We start from the raw sequence: 17,831 nt of genomic DNA, 5'->3' as shown, positions 1-17,831 counted from the left end.
GTACCCGTCCGTCACGCACGGGTCACGCCACCTCCGAGACCCCGAGGAGCTCCCCGTGCCGTCCTCCCGCCTCAGCCTGATCACCGAGTCCTCCGCGCAGCCCGATGCCCTCACCGGCTCGGCCTGGAGCGTCCTGTCCGGCGGCGACGCCGGCTGGCGGCTGGACGCGCTGTGCGCCGAGACCGACCCCGAGGCCTTCTTCCCGGAGAAGGGCGGCTCGACCCGTGAGGCCAAGCGCGTGTGCGCCGGCTGCGACGTCCGCACCGAGTGCCTGGAGTACGCGCTGGCCAACGACGAGCGCTTCGGCATCTGGGGCGGGCTGTCCGAGCGCGAGCGCCGGCGGGTGCGCCTGGCCCGCCGCAGCATGCCGCTCAGCGCCTGACGGCCTGAGCGGGGCGGCGCCGGACCCGCGGGTTACGGTCCGACGCCGGACCACCGCCGGACCACCGCCTCACGAAGGAGCCGCCCGTGGCCGAGGTCGTGTTGTTCCACCACGCGCTGGGGCTGACGCCCGGCGTCACCGCGTTCGCCGACGACCTGCGCGCGGCCGGGCACACGGTGCACACCCCCGACCTGTTCGAGGGCCGCACGTTCGGCTCGGTCGCGGACGGGGTCGCCCACGCGCGGGAGGTCGGCCTCGGCGAGGTGGTGGACCGCGGCGCCCGTGCCGTGGCGGACCTCCCCGCGGACCTGGTCTACGCGGGCATGTCGCTCGGCGTGCTCCCGGCGCAGCAGTCGGCGCAGACCCGGCCCGGCGCCCGCGGCGCGGTGCTCCTCTACTCGTGCCTCCCGGCGGAGGAGTTCGGCTCCTGGCCGGCCGGCGTCCCGGTGCAGGTGCACGGCATGGACGCCGACCCGCTGTTCGTCGACGAGGGCGACCTCGCGGCGGCCCGGGCGCTCGCGGAGCAGGCCGGCGACGCCGAGGTGTTCCTCTACCCCGGCGACCGGCACTGCTTCGCCGACCGCACGCTGCCCTCCCACGACCCGGAGGCGGCCGCGCTGCTCACCCGCCGGGTGCTCGACCTGCTGGCGCGCGCGTGAGCTCGCCGGAGGTGGCCGCCGCCCGGGTGCAGGCGGTCCTCGACATCCCGCTGCACCGGCACCTGGGCATGCAGCTGCGCGACCCCGCCGACCCGACCGCCGGCATCTGGTTCCCCGTCGGCGCCGCCGCGCAGAACCAGGCGGCGCTGCTGCACGGCGGTGTCGTCTACACCTTCCTCGACGTCGCGGCCTTCCTGTCGCTGCTGCCCTCCCTGGGCGACGGCGAGCACGCGGTCACCCACGACCTCACCGCGTCGCTGCTGCGGCCGGTGCGCGCCGGCGCGCGGGTCGACGTCACAGGCTCGGTGCTGCGCCGCGGCCGCGCGGTGGCGTTCCTGCGCGCCGAGGCGACGGTGGACGGCGCCCTCGTCGCCTCGGCGCAGGTCACCAAGACGATCGTCCCGGCGGGCTGAGGGGGCTCACCCCAGCGGGGTCACCACAGCGACATCGAGCGGCGGAAGATGCCGGCGACGTCCTCGGCGGTGACCTCCCGCGGGCAGGTGGCCAGCAGCCGCTGCTGCTTCATCGTGCCCTCGACCAGGTCGTCGACGTCGCCCTCGTCGAAGCCGACCGCGGCGATGCCGTTGGGGATGTCGATGTCGCGCATCAGGTCGGTGAGGACGGTGGGCAGGAACTCGGCCGCGTCGTCGGGCTCGCCGGCGTTGGGGGCGAGCAGCCGCGCCGCCCGGACGTGCCGCTCGGGCGCGGCCTCGAAGGTGAACCGGAAGGCCTCCGGCGCGGTCAGCGCCACCGACATGCCGTGCGGCACCATCGGCTCGCCGGCCGGGTAGTCCTTGGGGTGGAAGTCCTTCACCTGCCCGGCGATCGGGTAGGCGTTGGCGTGCGGGACGTGCACCCCGGCGTTGCCGAAGCCCATCCCGGCGAAGGTGGCGGCCATCGCCATGTCCCCCCGCGCCTGCGTGTCGTCGCCGTGCCGCACCGCCCGCCGGAAGGAGCCCGCCAGCAGCGACAGCGCCTTCTCCGACCACATGTCCGAGATCGGGTTGGACCCGCAGTAGGGCACCCGCTGCTCGGGGGCCTTGCGGTCGTAGGTCGTGTACCAGCGCGCGGTGTAGCTCTCCAGCGCGTGGCACAGGATGTCCATCCCGGCCGCGGCGGTGACCCCGGGCGGCTGGGTGACGGTGAGGTCGGGGTCGATGACGGCGAGGGTGGGCCGCAGCCGCGCGTGGCTGATGCCGGTCTTCACCCGCTGCGCCAGCACGTCCATCACGCAGATCGTCGTGCTCTCCGACCCGGTGCCGGTCGTCGTCGGGACGGCGACCAGCGGCTTGAGCTGCTCGGTCGGCGCCTGCCCCTTCCCCACCGGCACGTTGACGTAGTCCAGCAGCTCGCCGGGGTTGGTGGTGAGCAGGTTGATCGCCTTGGCGGTGTCGATGCTCGACCCGCCGCCGACGGCGACGAACGCGTCCCACGGCCCCGACGCGCGGGCCGCCTCGATCGCCTCGGTCAGGCTGACGTCGGTCGGCTCGACGTGCACGCCGTCGTAGACCCGCGCCTCGATGCCGAAGCGGCCCATCTGGTCGGCGACCCGCTGCGGCAGGCCGGTGGCCGACACGCCGGCGTCGGTGACCACCAGGACCCGCCGCACGCCGAAGCGGCTGAGGTCGTACCCGATCTCCTCCGAGGCCCCGCTGCCGAACTTCAGCTGCGGCGCCCCGTAGGTGAACACGGACTCGGCGGTCATGTCGGCCTCCTCGGCTCGGGCGGATCCGGTTGCACGGATCGTTGCACCCTCCTTGTGGCGGGGACCACAGCGCGGCAGGGTCGGGTGCTCCCGCCAACCTTCCCCCTGGAGGTCAGCCGTGACCGCAGAACCCGAGACCACCGCCGTCCCCGCCCTCGACGACCTGCTCGCCGACTCCCCCACCAACTGGGGCAAGTGGGGCGACGACGACGAGGTCGGCGCCCTCAACTACCTCGGCCCCGAGCAGGTGCTGGCCGCCGTGGGGCTGGTCCGGCAGGGCAAGGTCTTCACGCTGCAGCGGCTGATCGGCGACCCGAAGGGCGACCCGGTGTGGCCGGGCCGCTCCCCCGCCGAGCGCACCCAGATCCTCGACGAGTCCACCTGGGACTCCGACGACGCGCCGCAGTACCCCGGCGGCCTGCACTACGCCGACGACAAAATCAACGCCTTCCTGCAGGGCTCCACGCAGTACGACGGCCTCGGCCACGTCTGGTACGGCGGCAAGATCTGGAACGGCTACGACGCCCGCACCACCGTCGGCGGGCTGGACAAGGCCAGCGTCGAGCCGATCGCCCAGCGCGGCGTCGTCGGCCGCGGCGTGCTGCTGGACATGGCCCGCTTCCGCGGCAAGCCCACGCTCGACAAGGGCGAGACCTTCACCCACGAGGACCTGCTGGCCTGCGCGGAGGAGCAGGGCGTGGAGATCCGGAAGCGGGACATCCTGATCATCCGGACCAACTTCCTGCAGCTGTTCTTCGAGCAGGGCGACGCCTTCTACGACGGCTTCAACGAGCCCGGCCTGGTCTACAGCCCGGAGCTGGTGCAGTGGTTCCAGGACATGGAGATCCCCAACCTGGTCACCGACACGATCGCCAACGAGGTCACCACCGACCCCAACAACGGCGTCGCGCTGGTGCTGCACAACGCGCTCATGCGCAACCTCGGCGTCACCCTCACCGAGATCGCCGACCTCGAGGCGCTGGCCGCCGACTCCGCCGAGGACGGGCAGTACGAGGGCCTCTACGTCGCCGCGCCGCTCAAGGTGCACAAGGGCAGCGGCTCGCCGGTCAACCCCGTCGTCCTCAAGTGAGGCCCTCGTGAGCGTCTACGACGACCGCCCCTGGCTGGCCCTCTACGGCGACCAGCCGCCGGACTACGACATCGAGTTCGGCGACGCCCTGTCGATGTTCCGCGCCGGCGTGCAGCGCGACCCCGACGGCGACGCGCTGCGCTACTTCGACGGCACCGTCGTCCGCCGGGACCTCGACGCGGTGACCGACGCGATGGCCGCCGGGCTGCTGGAGTCGGGCTTCCGGCCGGGGGACCGGCTGGCGGTCTACCTGCAGAACGTGCCGCAGTTCGTCATGGCCATGGTCGCCACCTGGAAGGCCGGCGGCGTCATGGTGTCGATCAACCCGATGAGCCGGGCGCGGGAGCTGTCCTACCTGCTAGCCGACTCCGGCGCGACGGCGCTGCTGTGCCTGGACACCCTCTACGACGAGGTCGCCCGCGACGTCGTCCCGGGCACCGACGTCCGCCTGGTGCTCACCACCAGCGGGCTGGACCTGCAGACCCGCGACGACGAGCGGCTGTTCGCCGGCGTCACCCGGCAGCGGCACGAGGGCACCACCGACCTGCTCGAGTTCGTCGAGCGGTACCGCGGGCAGACCCCGCCGCCGGTGGAGCTCGGCCCCGACGACGTCGCGTTCCTGACCTACACGTCGGGGACGACGGGCGTGCCCAAGGGCGCGATGAACACCCACCGCAACGTCGTGTTCACCGCACAGGTCTACCGGGACTGGGTGCACGCCGGGCGGGACGGCGCGATCTTCGGCATCGCGCCGCTGTTCCACATCACCGGCCTGATCGGCCACGTGGCGGTCAGCATGCTGGTGCCCGCGCCGCTGGTGCTGGCCTACCGGTTCGAGCCGCAGGTGGTGCTCGACGCGTTCCTCGAGCACCGGCCGGCGTTCACCATCGGCGCGATCACCGCGTTCAGCGCGCTGCTCAACGCCCCGGGGTTCTCCAAGGAGCACTTCGACTCGTTCACGTCGATCTACTCCGGCGGGGCGGCGATCTCCCCGGCCGCCGAGCGCGGGTTCTTCGAGGCCACCGGCAAGCAGGTGCACAACGCCTACGGCCTCACCGAGACGACGTCGCCGATGACGGTGACGCCGTTCGGGTCGCCGTCGCCGGTGGACCCGACCTCGGGCGCGCTGTCGGTCGGCGTGCCGGCGCCGAACACCGTCGTCCGCATCCAGGGCGACGACGGGCAGGACCTGCCGCTCGGCGAGGTCGGCGAGATCGTGGCCGAGGGCCCGCAGGTGGTCGCCGGCTACTGGGGCAAGCCCGAGGAGACCGCGGCCAACCTGCCCGGCGGGGCTCTCAAGAGCGGCGACGTCGGGTTCATGGACCCGCAGGGCTGGGTGTTCATCGTCGACCGCAAGAAGGACATGATCAACGCGTCGGGCTACAAGGTGTGGCCGCGCGAGGTCGAGGACGTCCTGGCCGAGCACCCCGCCGTCCGCGAGTCCGCCGTCGTCGGGGTGCCCGACGAGAAGCGCGGGGAGACGGTCAAGGCGTTCGTCAGCCTCCGGCCGGGGGCCAGCACCACCCCGGAGGAGCTGATCGCGCACTGCAGGGAGCGGATGGCCGCCTACAAGTACCCGCGCAGCGTGGTCGTGCTCGACGAGCTGCCGAAGACGGTCACCGGCAAGATCCTCCGCCGCGAGCTGCGGGGGACGTGATCCCGGCCGGGTCCCCGCTCCCCCGGGGGCGGGGACCCGGTCACCGCACCGGCGCGCCCGGCCGGCGCGCCCACGTGGGACGGGCGGCCCGGATCCCGGCCGCGCCGGTGCCCACGACCGCGACCAGCAGGGCCACCCAGGCCCACAGCCACGGGTCGTCGGCCTCGACGTCCCGGCGGTACCAGAGCACCACCACGAGCTCGAGCGCGCCGAACACGGTGTAGGTGACCGCCGCGACGCCCAGCCGGTCCAGGTCCCGCTCCCGGACCGACAGCGCCGCGGCGTACCCGAGGGCGAGCAGCCAGGCGCCGATCACCTGCGAGCTCAGCGGCGTGATCTCCCACGGCCAGAACGACGCGACGGTCTCCACGTGGTGGTGCACGGTGAGCCCGCCGGCGAACAGGACCCCGCCCGCCGCGGCCAGCAGCACCCCCTCCACGAGCAGCAGCCCGGTCAGCCGGGCCGGCATCGGCAGCCGCACGGGCGGGCGCCGGCCCCGGCGGACCTCCTGCCCGAGGACCACCGCCAGGCACAGCGCCGGGACGACGAGGTAGACGGCCAGCCAGATCCAGGCCGCCGCCCGGGCGACCGGCCCGCCGGTGAGCAGGTGCAGCCGGTGGGTGTGGATCAGCGTCGCGGCGCAGGTGAGGACGGTGAACAGGGTGACCGTGAGCACCGGGACCCGGATCCGGCTCCACCGGTCCTCCCGGAGGGAGAGCACCGACAGCACCGCGCCGGCGGTGTAGGCGGCTCCGAGGAACGCGGCGGTGGCCTCGGTGCGGATGGACCAGGCCCAGAAGCGGTCGGCGACGTCGGCGAGCAGGAGCAGCTCGGAGACGGCCAGCAGGGTGAGCCCCAGGAAGGCCGTCAGCAGCCAGCGGGTACCGGGGCGGACCTCCTCGGCGGGGTCCGTCGTCCGCGGTGCGACGGGTTCCATCCGCTGCCGCCTGTCGATCGGGCTCGCGCGCACGCCGGCACCGTGCCTGCACCGGCGTCCCAGGCTGACGCGTCGCCGCCGCCGGGACAAGGGCCCCGGGGCACGACCGGGCCGGTCAGCGCACGTTCTCCGTCCACACGTCCCAGCCGAGCCGGACGATCAGCGCGGTGACCACGACGAGGAACACGACCCGGATGAAGCCGGTGCCGCGAGAGGTCGCCGTCCGGGAGCCGACGTAGCCGCCGAGCGTGTTGGCCGCGCCCAGGCACAGGCCCAGGCCCCAGACCACCGAGCCGTGCGGCACGAAGAACGCCAGCGCGCCCACGTTGGTCGCGACGTTGACGATCTTGGCCTTGGCACTGGCGTTGAGGAAGTCGTAGCCCAGCAGGGACACCAGGGCGAACACGAGGAACGAGCCGGTGCCGGGGCCGAGGACGCCGTCGTAGAACCCGATCACCGCCCCGACGGCGAGCGCGGTGCCGTGGTGGCGGCGGCCGGTGTGCCGCAGCGCCGTCACCTCGCCCAGCGCCGGGCGGAACGCGGTGAACAGCGCGATGCCGACCAGCGCCACGACGATCACCGGCTTGAACACCGCGGCCGGCAGCAGCGCCGCCACCGACGCCCCGCAGAACGAGCCGACCAGGGCGACCGCGGCCATGGGCAGCGCCGTCCGCAGGTCCGGGTGCACCCGCCGCTGGTAGGTGACGGCGCTGGTGGTGGTGCCGAACACCGACGCCAGCTTGTTGGTGGCCAGCGCCTGCACCGGGGCCAGGCCCGGCACCAGCAGCAGCGCGGGCAGCTGGATCAGCCCGCCGCCGCCGACGACGGCGTCCACCCAGCCGGCGGCCAGCGCCGCGACGAGCACGAGGGCGAGCAGGGAGGGCGTCAGGCCCTCCGGGAGGAGCAGGTCAGTCACGCGCGGGTCCCGATGCCGTCACGGACAGCCAGCTTCCCCGACGCCGGGGCGGACGCCGGCGCCGGGTCCGGGGAGCCGCGTTGCGGCCGGTGCCGTCCGGCGGTGCGATCAGGCATGGCGCGCACCCGGGACGAGGAGCCACCCGGCCGTGGAACGGCGACCGACGCCCACTCGCCGCACCGGCTCACCGCCCGCGACTGGCGCCGGGTGCTGCGCCGCGTCGCGCGGCACGTGCTGAGCGACCGGGTCATGGTGCAGGCGTCGGCGGTGGCGTTCTTCGCGCTGCTGTCGGTTGCTCCGGTGCTGGTCACGGCGGTGTCCGTGTACGGCGTCGTCAACAGCCCCGAGGACGCGCTGCACCAGCTGTCCGGGGTGGCGGGGATGCTGCCGGAGGACCTGCGGGCGCTGGTGGTCGACCAGCTGACCACGATCACCACCGCCTCCACGCAGGTGAACACCTGGCGCGGGCTCGGCGGCCTGGCCGCGGCGCTGTGGACGGCGACGACCGCGATGACCTACCTCATCGACGGGCTGACCCTCGCCTACCACGAGACCGAGACGCGGGGCTTCCTCCGCCGCAGCGCGCTGGCCCTCGTCCTCGTGCTCGGCGGTGCGGTCCTGCTCGGCGGGATCATCGCCGGCGCCGGCGAGGTCTCGAGTGCGCTCGCCGGGGCACCGGGCGCCGTCCGGGACGTCGCCCCCGTGCTGACGTGGGTGCTCGCCGCGGTGCTGATGAGCGCGGTGCTCGCCGTCCTCTACCGCTTCGGCCCCGACCGCGCGCAGGCCCGGTGGCGGTGGATCACCCCCGGGGCGGTGCTGACCACCGGGCTGTGGCTGGCGACGACGATCGGCTTCTTCAGCTACGTCCGGAGCCTGGGCGACTACTCCGCGACGTACGGGTCGCTCGCCGGCGTCGCCATCAGCATGTTCTGGCTCTGGACGACGGTCTTCCTCGTGATCGTCGGCGCGGTCGTGAACGCCGAGACCGAGCGGCAGACCGCCCGGGACTCGACCGTGGGCCCCGAGCGGCCGCGCGGCGAGCGCGGCGCGGTGGTCGCCGACAGCGCGCCGCCCTACCCGGGCGAGCGCTGAGGGCGGTCAGAGGTAGTTGACGTGCACGTGGTCGTAGTGGTTGGCCGTCGCGCCGCCGCGGTCCTCCATCGTCTGCCACGACCCGTTCGGCGAGGACAGCATCCGCTGCTCCCAGATCAGGTAGTCGACGCCGAGCTCGTCCCAGTGCGCGCGGTGGTAGGCGACGATCGCGTCGCCGAGGGCGGCGTCGCTCATGACCATGTAGTCCAGCGCCTTGCCGGAGGGGTGGCCGCCCGGGTCGGCCGCGCTGGCGCGGGTGCCGCCGAGGGTGATGGAGTCCGCCCCCGGCACGTTGCTGACCACGGCGTTCGCGGCGGCCTGCACCTGCGACTCGACGGGACCGGCGCTGTTGGTGATCCGGGCGACGACCGAGACGGCGGTGGTGCCCGCGGTCTCCGCGGGGCCGGCCTCCTCGTCCGCGGCCGCGGTGGTCCCGGCGGCCGCGGCGGTCTCGGTGGTCTCGGCGGCCGCGGCGGCCTCGGCGGCAGCGGCGGCAGCGGCGGCCTCGGCGGCCGCGGCGGCCTCCGCGGCGGCGCGGGCGGCGGCCTCGGCCTCGGCCCGCTGCCGGTCGACGGTGGCCTGGTCGGCGGCGGCCTGCGACTGCTGCGCCGCGGTCTCGGCGGCCTCCCGCGAGCTGCGGGTGGCGGCGAGGCCCTCGAGCGGCGCCAGGTCCGGCGGGGTCGTGGCGGCCACCGGGCCGGACTGCGCCGACAGCCCCAGCGCCTCGGCGACGGCGACCGACTCGCTCGCCGTCCCGGCCTCGGCGGTGGCGGCCGGCTGCGGGCCGACCAGGACGTTGACCAGGACCGCGCCGGCGGCGGCGACGCCCAGGTACAGACCCGGACGGCGGTGCGCGGCCAGCGGACGGCGGCGGCTGGAACGGTTCACGGCCGCGCCGGGGCGGCCGGGGGTGGTGCTCGAGGGCATGGGTGCAGGTCTCCCGTCAGCCGCCTACCGAGTTAGCTGACGGGTTCGGGCGGGAAGCGGCCCTACCCGCCCGGACGCACGGGTCCGGTGCGGGATTCACCCCAGTACTGCGGTGGGTCCCCGGCTCGCCCAGGGGGCGACTCGGCGGCGACCGCCCGGGTCCCCTGGCGGGGACGGGGCCGGACGGCCTCGGCCACGGTAACGGCCGTTATGCGTCCGTGACAAACCCCGGCCGTGTTCCGTGGCGGGGACCACGTCCCGGTCAGGGGCGGGTGAGCAGCCGCCCGGCGACGCGCAGGGGCAGGCGCAGCCACCACCCGGTCACCCGCCAGGGCAGGACCGCGGCGGCCCGGACGCCGCGCGCGCCGAGGGCGGCGAGGTCGGCCCACTCGGCCGGCCGCGGCGCCGGGGCGGCCGGCGCGGCGGCGGGGGGCGGCCCGGCGGGGGGCGGCTCCTCGTCCTGCTCCGGCGCCCCGCCGGTCGCCGCGTCCGCCGGCGGCGCTGCCGCCGGCACGGGCTCCCCCGGGCCCTCCTCGGGCACGAGGACGTCGAAGGCGGTCCGGCGGCGCGGGGCGCGCAGCGAGTCGAACGACGGGATCGCCGGGGACGGCGGCGCGTCGTCCCCGTCGGGCAGCGGCCACAGGCCCACCGCCACCGGCTCGGGGACGACGGCGCGGACGGCGGCCACCATCGCCGGCCCCAGCCCGGGGACGGCGGCCAGCTCGCGGCGGGTCAGCGCGGACAACTCCTCGACGGTGGTGACGCCGGCGCGGGTCAGCGCGCCCACCGCCCGCGCGGGCAGGCCCAGCTCCCGGACGCTCCCCGTCGGCACGCCCCGCGACCTCGTCGACATGGCGTCGGACCCTAGCCCTGGATTCACCCCGAGGCGCCCGCCGGGGAGCCGTCCCGGGCCGGCTCCGCGGGACCGGTCGGGGCGGTGCCGGCGTCCGGGGCCGGGGAGGTCGCCGGCGCCTCGCCCGTCGACGTCGTCCCCGCGTCGGGGGCCGGGGGCTCCTCCGTGGCGGGCAAGGCGGTGTCCCCGGGCGTCCCGGTCGCCGGCGCGGTGGGCTCCGGCGGCGTGCCGCCCGACGGCTGGGTCCCGGTCGACTCCGGGGTGCCCTCCGGCGTCGCGCCCGCGGCGCCGGTGCCCTCCGCGGTGCCGGCCTCGGGGGTCGTGGACTCGGGCGTGGTGCTCTCCGGGGTCGTTGCCTCCGGGGCGGGAGCCCCCGGGGTCCCGGCCTCCGGCGTCGTGGCCTCCGGGGTCGTGGCCTCCGGCGTCGTGGCCCCGGGGGTGTCGCCGTCCGCGGCGGGCGCCTCGGGGGTCGCGGCCGGGGACTCCGGCGCGGCCCCGCCGGGCGAGCCGGGACCGGCGCCGGCGGCGGGCGTCCCGGGCTCGGGCACCGCGGTGGCGGGGGCGACGGCGACGAACACCTGCACCCGGTCGCCGGCGGCGAGCTCCACGTCCACCGGGTCCAGCCGGACGACGGTGCCCGGAGCCGCGTCCGCGGTCTGCTCGCTGCGCTGCCCGACGGTGAGGCCGAGGGCGGTCAGGTCGTCGGCGACCTCGGCCACCGGGCGGCCGACGTAGTCCGCGGCCCGCAGCACGATCCCGGCCTGCTGCGTCTCCGCCGCGTCGGCCACCGGCGCGTCGCCGGGGCGGGTCACGGCGAACAGCACGCCGCCGGCGACGAGCAGGACCAGGAGCAGCGGCAGCAGGACCAGTGCCCGGCGGCGCCGGTGCGGCTCCGGCCGGGAGACGGGCCCGGCGGCGGGGGCCGCCTCGGGCGCGGGGGCGGGGGCCGCCTCGGGCGCGGGGGCGGGGGCCGCCACCGGGCGGGTGGGCGGCACCGGGGTGGCCTGGTGGTCGAGCGTCTCCTCGACGGCGGACAGGAAGGCGGCGCCGTCGGGCAGGCGGGCGCCGGGGTCCTTGGTGAGCGCGGCGCCGATGAGCTCCCGGACGTCGGGCGGCAGGTCCTCGGGCAGGGGCTCGGGCTGCTCGCGGACCTGCTTGAGCGCGACGGTGACCGGGTTGGTGCCGGTGAAGGCGGCGTGGCCGGTCAGCGACTCGTAGCCGACCAGGCCGAGGGCGTAGACGTCGCTGGCCGGGCTGACCCGCTCCCCGGCGGCCTGCTCCGGGGACATGTACTGCGCGGTGCCGATGACCTGGCCGGTCTGGGTGAGCGGCACGCACTCGGCCGACCAGGCGATGCCGAAGTCGGTGAGCTTCACCCGGCCGTCGGGCCGGACGAGGATGTTCGAGGGCTTCACGTCGCGGTGCACCACGCCGTGGCGGTGCGCCTCGGCGAGGCCGGCCGCGGCCTGGCGCAGCACGGACAGCGCGGCGTCGGCGTCCAGCGGGCCCTCGGTCTGGATGAGGGTCGACAGCGGCGCGCCCTCGACCAGCTCCATCACCAGGTAGGCCAGGTGTTCGCCGGTGGCGTCGTCGGTGCCCTCGCCGTAGTCCAGGACCGTGGCGATGTTCGGGTGGGTGAGCGCGGCGGCGTGCCGGGCCTCGTTGCGGAAGCGGGCGAGGAAGGTCGGGTCGTCGGCGTACTCGCTGCGCAGCACCTTGACCGCGACCGGCCGGGCCAGCAGGTGGTCCCGGCCCCGCCACACCTGGCCCATGCCGCCGGTGGCGATGAGTCCCTGCAGCTCGTAGCGGTCCCCCAGGGTCCGGCTCCCCTGCTCCACCGTGGTCACTGCGCGACTCCGTCCCGTCCGCTCCGCGGGTGCGCCCGCCTCCTCCGGCCCCCACCGGGAGCTCGTGCGACCCCCCACCCGCCGGGCGGCCGACCCTGGGTCGGTGCCCGTCCGGAGGCCCCGTCAACCACCGGGCCGCCCACCGGCGGCTCCCCCGGTCGCGTGCCGGTGCTCGCGCGACCGGCCCCGGTCGGCCAGGATCCGGGCGATCCGCGGCAACGGGGCCGCGGCCGTTCCGGAGGTCGCCCGTGGACTCGGCCCTCAGCACCGTCGCCCTGCCCGCGGCCCTGGCCGTGATCATGTTCGGGCTGGGGCTGTCGCTCACCGTCGACGACTTCGTCCGGGTCACCCGCCGGCCGCGCGCCGCCGTCGTCGCCCTGGGCCTGCAGCTGCTGGTGCTGCCGGCGCTGTGCCTCGGCCTCGTGGTCGCCGCCGGCCTGGAGCCCGTGCTCGCGGTGGGGATGGTGCTGCTGGCCGCCTCGCCCGGCGGGACGACGGCGAACCTGTTCAGCCACCTGTTCCGCGGCGACGTCGCGCTCAACGTCTCGCTGACGGCGGTCAACTCGCTGCTCGCCGTCGTCACGCTGCCGCTGGTGACCAACCTCGCCGTGACCGTCTTCGACCCGCCCGGCGCCGGGTCGATCGGCCTGCAGTTCGGCAAGACCGTGCAGGTGTTCGCGATCGTGCTGGTGCCGGTGGCGCTCGGCATGCTCGTGCGGCGGGCGGCGCCGGCGTTCGCCGGGCGGATGGACCGGCCGGTGCGGGTGCTGTCCGCGGTCGTGCTCGCGCTGGTGATCGCCGGGACCGTCGTCGCCGAGCGGGAGAACGTGGCCGGGTACCTGCGGGAGGTCGGGCTGGTCGCGCTCGCCTTCTGCGCGCTGAGCCTGCTGGCCGGGTTCGCCGTGCCGCGCGCGCTGGGCGTCGGCCACCGGCAGGCCGTCGCCTGCGCCTTCGAGATCGGCGTGCACAACAGCACGCTGGCGATCACGGTGGCGATCAGCGTCCTCGGCAGCGTGGAGCTCGCCGTCCCCGCGGCGGTCTACGGCGTGCTGATGTTCCCGGTGGCCGCGCTGGCCGGCTGGGCGATGACCCGGTCCTCCCGGTCGGGGGCGCCAGAGCGCGTCGCGTCCTGACCCGCCCGCCGGCGCAGCAGGGCGGGCACGACCTCCGCGCCGGCGGTGCCGGCCGCGGCCCAGCCGAGGACGACCAGCCAGGCCAGCGGGTCCAGCGGGGTGCAGCCGAAGAACCGGCTGAGCCCCGGGGTCTGCACGACCGCGGCCAGGGCGGCCAGCGACCCGGCGGCGGTCGCCAGCACCAGCGGGCTGCGCCGACCGGCCCAGGCGGTCTGCCCGAGCTGGGTGGCGATCAGCGCGGCGAGCCCCATCGTGCTGGCGCGCCGGCGCAGGCCGGTGACGCGGCCGGTGGCCCACGCGCCGGTCGCGCCGGCGGTGGTGGCCAGCCCGCGGACGGCGACCAGGCGGCGCACCGCGTCGGCGAAGCCGCGGTACGGGCCGGCGAGCAGCACCGGCGCGAGCGGGTGGCCGGCCAGGGGCCCGCCGTCCGCGGCCGGGGTGGCCGCCCGCGGCCGGGCCACGGCGACGGCGAGCGCCGGGAACATGTCGGTGAGCAGGTTGACCAGCAGCAGCTGCCGGGTGCCCAGCGGCGCCCGGCCGCCCAGCGCGGAGCCGAGCACGGTGAACGCGACCTCGCCGGCGTTGCCCCCGACGAGGATGGCGACGGCGTCCCGGACGCGGGACCACAGCGCGCGGCCCTCGGCGACGGCGTCGACCAGCCGGGTCAGGTCCCGGTCGGTGATCACCAGGTCGGCGGCGCTGCGGGCGGCGGGCGACTCGGCGCCGGCGACGCCGACCCCGACGTCGGCCAGCCGGATCGCGGCGGCGTCGTTGATGCCGTCACCGGTCATGGCCAGCGTGGCGCCGGCGCGGCGCAGCGCGCCCACGAGCAGCACCTTCTGCTCCGGCGTCAGCCGGGCGAACACCGCCGCCCCGCGCACCAGCGCGGTCCGCTCGGACTCCGACGCCCGCGCCAGCTGCGCGCCGGTGACCACCCGGCCGGCGTCGGGGACCCCGGCCTCGGCGGCGATCGCGGCGGCGGTCTCCGGGTGGTCACCGGTGGCCACGAGCACCCGGACGCCCGCCGCGGCCAGCTGCTCGACCGCCGCGGCCGACGAGCCGCGCACCGTGTCGGCCAGGCCCACCAGGCCGCGCAGGGTCAGCCCGGTCGCCGCCGCCTCGAGGTCGTCGGGGCGGCCGTCCACCGCGCGGTCGGCGACGGCGAGCACCCGCAGCCCGTCGCAGGCCAGCTCCCGCACCCGGTCCGCGGCGTCGCCCGGGTCGGTGCACAGCCGCAGCACGACCTCCGGCGCGCCCTTGACCACCAGCCGGCCCGAGCGCAGCGCCGCCGAGAACCCGCGCCCGGTGGCGAAGGGCACCGAGGCCTCCGGCTCGCCGTCGCCGGCGACACCGCGGTCGGTGGCGGCGGCGTCGACGGCGCGGTCGGTCTCGTGCGCGTCGGTGTCGCCGGCGCCGATCCCGGCCGCGGCCAGGCGCAGCAGGCCGTCCTCGCCGTCGCCCCCGCCGCCCGTGTCGTCCCCGAGGGGCAGCAGCCGGGCCACCCGCAGCCGGTTCTCGGTGAGCGTGCCGGTCTTGTCGAAGCAGACGGTGTCCACCCGGCCGAGCGCCTCCAGCACCCGGGCGCTGCGCACCACCACCCCGTCCCGCGACAGCCGCCGGGCCGCCGCCTGCTGGGCGACGGTCGCGACCAGCGGCAGCCCCTCGGGGACGGCCGCGACGGCGACCGCGACCCCGGAGCTGACCGCCTCGCGCAGCGGCCGCCGCCACAGCACGCCGAGCGCGGCCACGGTCCCGCCGCCGGCCAGCGTCAGCGGCAGCACCGAGCGGGTGAGCTCGGCCAGCCGGGCCTGGACGCCGGCCGGCGGCGCCCCGCGCCCGGCCGCCCGCGCCGCCCGGCCCGCCTGGGTGGCCGGCCCGACGGCGACGACGACCGCGCGGCCGGTGCCGGCGACGACGGTCGTGCCGTCGAAGAGCATGCAGCGCCGGTCGGGCACCTCGGCGCCCGGCGTCGCCGCCACCGACTTGGCCACCGCGAGCGACTCGCCGGTCAGGCTGGACTCGTCGGCCTCGAGGTCCTCGGCGGCCAGCAGCCGCGCGTCGGCGGTCACCACGTCGCCGGACCCGACGAGGACCACGTCGCCCACCCGCAGCGCGCTCGCCGGCACCTCCTCCGCGCCGCCGTCGGTCTCGCGGCGGACCGGAGCGTCCTGCTGCAGCAGCAGCGAGGCCAGCGCCGTCTCCGCGCGCATCCGCTGCGCCGCGCCGAGCAGCGGGTTGCCGACGGTCACCCCCCCGACCAGGAACGCGTCCGCGGTCTCGCCGAGCACGGCGGTGGCGCCGGCGCCGGCGCCCAGGACCGGGGTGAGCGGGTCGGAGAGCTCCGCGGCGACGGTGCGGCCGAACCGGACCGGCAGCCGGACCGCGGCCGTGCCGGTCCCCCGCCGCCACGCGCGGGCCAGCGGGCCGGGCGGGGCGTCCTCGTCCCGGGGCAGGTCCGCCAGCCGGCGCAGGACGTCGTCGGGGTCGAGCGCGTGCCACGGCGTGTGCACCGACGGGGGCGGCGGGGGGCGGCGGGCGGCGCGGACCGCCGTCACGGTGCCGTCGAGCATCGTCCACAGCGCCGCGGTCTTGCCCGGCGTCGTCGCCCGCCGCTGCCCGGCGCGGGCCGAGCCGACGGCGGCCAGCAGCCCGCCCAGCACGTTGCCGGTGACCGCGCTCTGCACCGACCGGCGGGCCAGCCGCCGCGCGTCGGTCACGGCCCGCACCACGCGGCAGGCATCGGCCAGGCCGGCCCCGGTCACCAGGTCCGCCGCCCAGGCGGGCGCCCGGTCCGGCCGCACGGGGGCCACCGCGACGTCGGCGGCCAGCAGCGCGGCCGCGTCGCCGGAGGAGACCAGCAGCACCCCGTGCCCGTCGGCCTGCAGCCGGCGGACGACGGCGGCCGTCGGCTCGTCCGCGGGCGCGACCTCCCCGGCGACGCCGGCGATCTCCCGGGTGCCGGCGTGCGCGGTGAGCACCAGGCGCGCGCCGGTGCCCGCGGCGGTGGTCAACAGCGCCTCGGCGTGCGGGTCGAGCTCGGGGGCGACCAGCACGGTGCCCACCCGCCGGCGCCCGGCGTACAGCGTGCGCAGCGCCGCCCCCGGCGCGTCCGGTGCCTCCCGCGGCGGGCCGAGCCGGGTGCCGTCCGCGCCGGCGCCGTCACCCAGCAGCCGCGCCGCGGCCGTCCAGACGGCGGCGACGTCCCACCCGTCGGCCTCCGCCGTGGCCTCCAGGACGACCGGCGGACCGGTGCACAGGGTCGCCCCGTCGACCACCACGCAGTCCACGCGGTCGAGCCGGCGGTAGGCCATGCCGTCCAGGGGCAGCACGCCGGCGCGGCACAGCAGCCAGTCGAGGGTGGCGGCGAAGGACTCGCGGCCGGCCAGCGCGGCCTTGGGCGTGAGCGCCTTGACCAGGTCGGCGGCGCGGCCGGGGCGGCCGGTCAGGGCGAGGACGGCCAGCACGGCGCCGGTCGTCGTCGGGCCCATCCGGCCCTGGTAGCGGTCGACGACGCCCGGCGGGAGCGGCACCGGCCGCTCCCCGGCGCGGGCCGCCGGGGCCGGGTCCTCCGGCTCGGTGCCGTCCGGCTCGGGCCGGCACAGCTGCTCCTCCCGGCGGCGCCACACCTGCCGCCGGGCGCGGACCTCGAGCACCTGCTGGGCGGAGGCGGCCGCGTTGAGCGCGGGGATGACCGGGCTCTGGGTGGCCGAGTGCAGCACGGCGGAGAGCCCCTCCAGGGCCAGCCGGGTGCCGTACCGGCCGATCCGCCGGGCGAGCAGCTCGGTGATCCAGTCCTGGGTGTCGATCAGCGTGACCGCGAGCGTGGCGTGCCGCGACAGGGCGGGGACGGGCAGCGCCCGGGCGGTGAGCGCGGCGAGCACGCCGAGGGCGTCCACCGCCAGCGCCGTCGCCGTGGCCAGCAGCGGCTCGAGGTCGGCGGGGTGGTCGGCCGGCTCGCGCAGGACGTCCCGCCGGTCGCCGGCGTCCTGCAGCGTGCGCACCGTGCCGAGGACGTCGTCCACGCCCACCCGCCGAGTGTCGACGGCGACCAGCGCCCGGCCGAGGACCTCGTTGACCGTGGCCCACTGCACGCCGTCGAGCCGCTCGAGGCGCGCGCGCAGCGTGCGGCCGGAGTCGGGCGGCGCGCCGGGGGCGCACTCGGGCAGCTCGACCTGCACGAGGCCGGCGTCGGCCCACACCCGCGGCGTGTGCCGCCCGTCGTCGGGCTCGAACATGCCGACGGCGACCCGTGCGAGCTCCCGCAGCCGGCCGGTGGGCAGCGGGTCGGCGCCGGTGAGCAGCGTGCCCGCCGCCCGGACGCCGGAGACGGCGGCCTGGGTGAGGTCGACCGGGCGGCCGGCGATCCGGCTGGTCAGGCCCTCCGCCGTGCGCACCGCGGCGCGGGTGGAGACGCCGAGCAGGCCGGCGGTGAGCACGGCCGGCGCGGCGGCGGCCTGCGCGCCGGTCACCGCGAGGCGCGCCGTGGAGGCCAGGGCGCGCCGGGCGGTGGCGGCGCGGTGGAGGACACGCATCGGCGGGCTCCCCCCTGCACGACACCTGCTGTCCACCCATCGTCCCCCCGACTGTGACCGGAGTCACGGCCGGGTACCGGTCCACGGTCGTCCGCATCCCG

General features: G+C 77.1%; 14 protein-coding genes and 1 riboswitch. Of the genes, 7 read left to right on the top strand and 7 right to left on the bottom strand.

Going from position 1 to position 17,831, the window contains the following annotated elements; genetic code table 11:
• Nucleotides 1-55: 55 nt before the first annotated feature.
• The 3 genes from ACI79L_RS08525 to ACI79L_RS08515 all read left to right on the top strand — a co-directional run bounded on the left by ACI79L_RS08525 (nt 56) and on the right by ACI79L_RS08515 (nt 1,454).
• Nucleotides 56-382, top strand: coding sequence for a WhiB family transcriptional regulator (locus ACI79L_RS08525; protein ID WP_456936368.1), 327 nt, complete (start codon nt 56-58; stop codon nt 380-382).
• 86 nt (nt 383-468) lie between these two features.
• The gene (locus ACI79L_RS08520; RefSeq protein ID WP_456936367.1) at nt 469-1,041 is read left to right on the top strand and encodes a dienelactone hydrolase family protein; all 573 of its coding nucleotides are present in this window, start codon (nt 469-471) and stop codon (nt 1,039-1,041) included.
• Nucleotides 1,038-1,454: a PaaI family thioesterase gene (locus tag ACI79L_RS08515; RefSeq protein WP_456936366.1), complete on the top strand. Its 417-nt coding sequence runs from the start codon at nt 1,038-1,040 to the stop codon at nt 1,452-1,454. The genes ACI79L_RS08520 and ACI79L_RS08515 overlap by 4 nt, the downstream gene beginning before the upstream one ends.
• Nucleotides 1,455-1,474: 20 nt before the next feature.
• Here the strand turns inward: ACI79L_RS08515 and ACI79L_RS08510 are convergent, their stop codons facing one another.
• A complete protein-coding gene (locus tag ACI79L_RS08510) occupies nt 1,475-2,746 on the bottom strand; it encodes a hydroxyacid-oxoacid transhydrogenase (RefSeq protein ID WP_456936365.1) in 1,272 nt (423 codons plus the stop codon).
• Nucleotides 2,747-2,864: 118 nt separating this feature from the next.
• Here ACI79L_RS08510 and ACI79L_RS08505 point away from each other — a divergent pair, with 118 nt between their 5' ends.
• Together ACI79L_RS08505 and ACI79L_RS08500 are read left to right on the top strand one after the other, a co-directional pair.
• The gene (locus ACI79L_RS08505; protein ID WP_456936364.1) at nt 2,865-3,836 is read left to right on the top strand and encodes a cyclase family protein; all 972 of its coding nucleotides are present in this window, start codon (nt 2,865-2,867) and stop codon (nt 3,834-3,836) included.
• A 7-nt stretch (nt 3,837-3,843) separates the two neighbouring features.
• A complete protein-coding gene (locus ACI79L_RS08500) occupies nt 3,844-5,493 on the top strand; it encodes an AMP-binding protein (protein WP_456936363.1) in 1,650 nt (549 codons plus the stop codon).
• Between the two features lie 40 nt (nt 5,494-5,533).
• Here the strand turns inward: ACI79L_RS08500 and ACI79L_RS08495 are convergent, their stop codons facing one another.
• Nucleotides 5,534-6,430 carry a hypothetical protein gene (locus tag ACI79L_RS08495; protein WP_456936362.1) on the bottom strand — a complete coding sequence of 299 codons (897 nt, stop codon included), beginning with the start codon at nt 6,428-6,430 and terminating at the stop codon, nt 5,534-5,536.
• Between the two features lie 115 nt (nt 6,431-6,545).
• Entirely contained in the window at nt 6,546-7,346 is an 801-nt protein-coding gene (locus ACI79L_RS08490) for a sulfite exporter TauE/SafE family protein (protein ID WP_456936361.1), read from the bottom strand.
• A gap of 114 nt (nt 7,347-7,460) precedes the next feature.
• Here ACI79L_RS08490 and ACI79L_RS08485 point away from each other — a divergent pair, with 114 nt between their 5' ends.
• Nucleotides 7,461-8,438: a YihY/virulence factor BrkB family protein gene (locus ACI79L_RS08485; RefSeq protein WP_456936360.1), complete on the top strand. Its 978-nt coding sequence runs from the start codon at nt 7,461-7,463 to the stop codon at nt 8,436-8,438.
• Between the two features lie 6 nt (nt 8,439-8,444).
• On the opposite strand, the gene ACI79L_RS08480 is transcribed toward ACI79L_RS08485, so the two are convergent.
• The 3 genes from ACI79L_RS08480 to ACI79L_RS08470 all read right to left on the bottom strand — a co-directional run bounded on the left by ACI79L_RS08480 (nt 8,445) and on the right by ACI79L_RS08470 (nt 12,065).
• Nucleotides 8,445-9,365 (bottom strand): hypothetical protein, encoded by a 921-nt coding sequence (locus ACI79L_RS08480; RefSeq protein WP_456936359.1) that lies wholly within the window; start codon nt 9,363-9,365, stop codon nt 8,445-8,447.
• A 6-nt stretch (nt 9,366-9,371) separates the two neighbouring features.
• A riboswitch (cyclic di-AMP (ydaO/yuaA leader) is annotated at nt 9,372-9,522 on the bottom strand.
• A 105-nt stretch (nt 9,523-9,627) separates the two neighbouring features.
• A complete protein-coding gene (locus ACI79L_RS08475; RefSeq protein WP_456936358.1) occupies nt 9,628-10,197 on the bottom strand; it encodes a DNA-directed RNA polymerase subunit alpha C-terminal domain-containing protein in 570 nt (189 codons plus the stop codon).
• A 44-nt stretch (nt 10,198-10,241) separates the two neighbouring features.
• On the bottom strand, nt 10,242-12,065 hold the full coding sequence (locus tag ACI79L_RS08470) for a protein kinase domain-containing protein (RefSeq protein ID WP_456936357.1): 1,824 nt from the start codon (nt 12,063-12,065) through the stop codon (nt 10,242-10,244).
• 248 nt (nt 12,066-12,313) lie between these two features.
• Here ACI79L_RS08470 and ACI79L_RS08465 point away from each other — a divergent pair, with 248 nt between their 5' ends.
• Nucleotides 12,314-13,198 carry a bile acid:sodium symporter family protein gene (locus ACI79L_RS08465; protein ID WP_456936356.1) on the top strand — a complete coding sequence of 295 codons (885 nt, stop codon included), beginning with the start codon at nt 12,314-12,316 and terminating at the stop codon, nt 13,196-13,198.
• Here ACI79L_RS08465 and ACI79L_RS08460 read toward each other — a convergent pair.
• Nucleotides 13,105-17,730 (bottom strand): HAD-IC family P-type ATPase, encoded by a 4,626-nt coding sequence (locus tag ACI79L_RS08460; protein WP_456936355.1) that lies wholly within the window; start codon nt 17,728-17,730, stop codon nt 13,105-13,107. The two genes, ACI79L_RS08465 and ACI79L_RS08460, sit on opposite strands and share 94 nt — an antisense overlap.
• Nucleotides 17,731-17,831: the final 101 nt, after the last annotated feature.

Source organism: Geodermatophilus sp. SYSU D00684 (assembly GCF_054050455.1).
The sequence above is the reverse complement of the archived record's forward strand: the minus strand, read 5'-3'. Positions and strand labels throughout refer to the sequence as shown.

Coding starts and splice junctions, on each gene's coding strand:
- ACI79L_RS08510 (WP_456936365.1), bottom strand. CDS start 2,746: ATGACCGCCGAGTCCGTGTTCACCTACGGGGCGCCGCAGCTGAAGTTC.
- ACI79L_RS08495 (WP_456936362.1), bottom strand. CDS start 6,430: ATGGAACCCGTCGCACCGCGGACGACGGACCCCGCCGAGGAGGTCCGC.
- ACI79L_RS08485 (WP_456936360.1), top strand. CDS start 7,461: ATGGCGCGCACCCGGGACGAGGAGCCACCCGGCCGTGGAACGGCGACC.
- ACI79L_RS08480 (WP_456936359.1), bottom strand. CDS start 9,365: ATGCCCTCGAGCACCACCCCCGGCCGCCCCGGCGCGGCCGTGAACCGT.
- ACI79L_RS08460 (WP_456936355.1), bottom strand. CDS start 17,730: ATGCGTGTCCTCCACCGCGCCGCCACCGCCCGGCGCGCCCTGGCCTCC.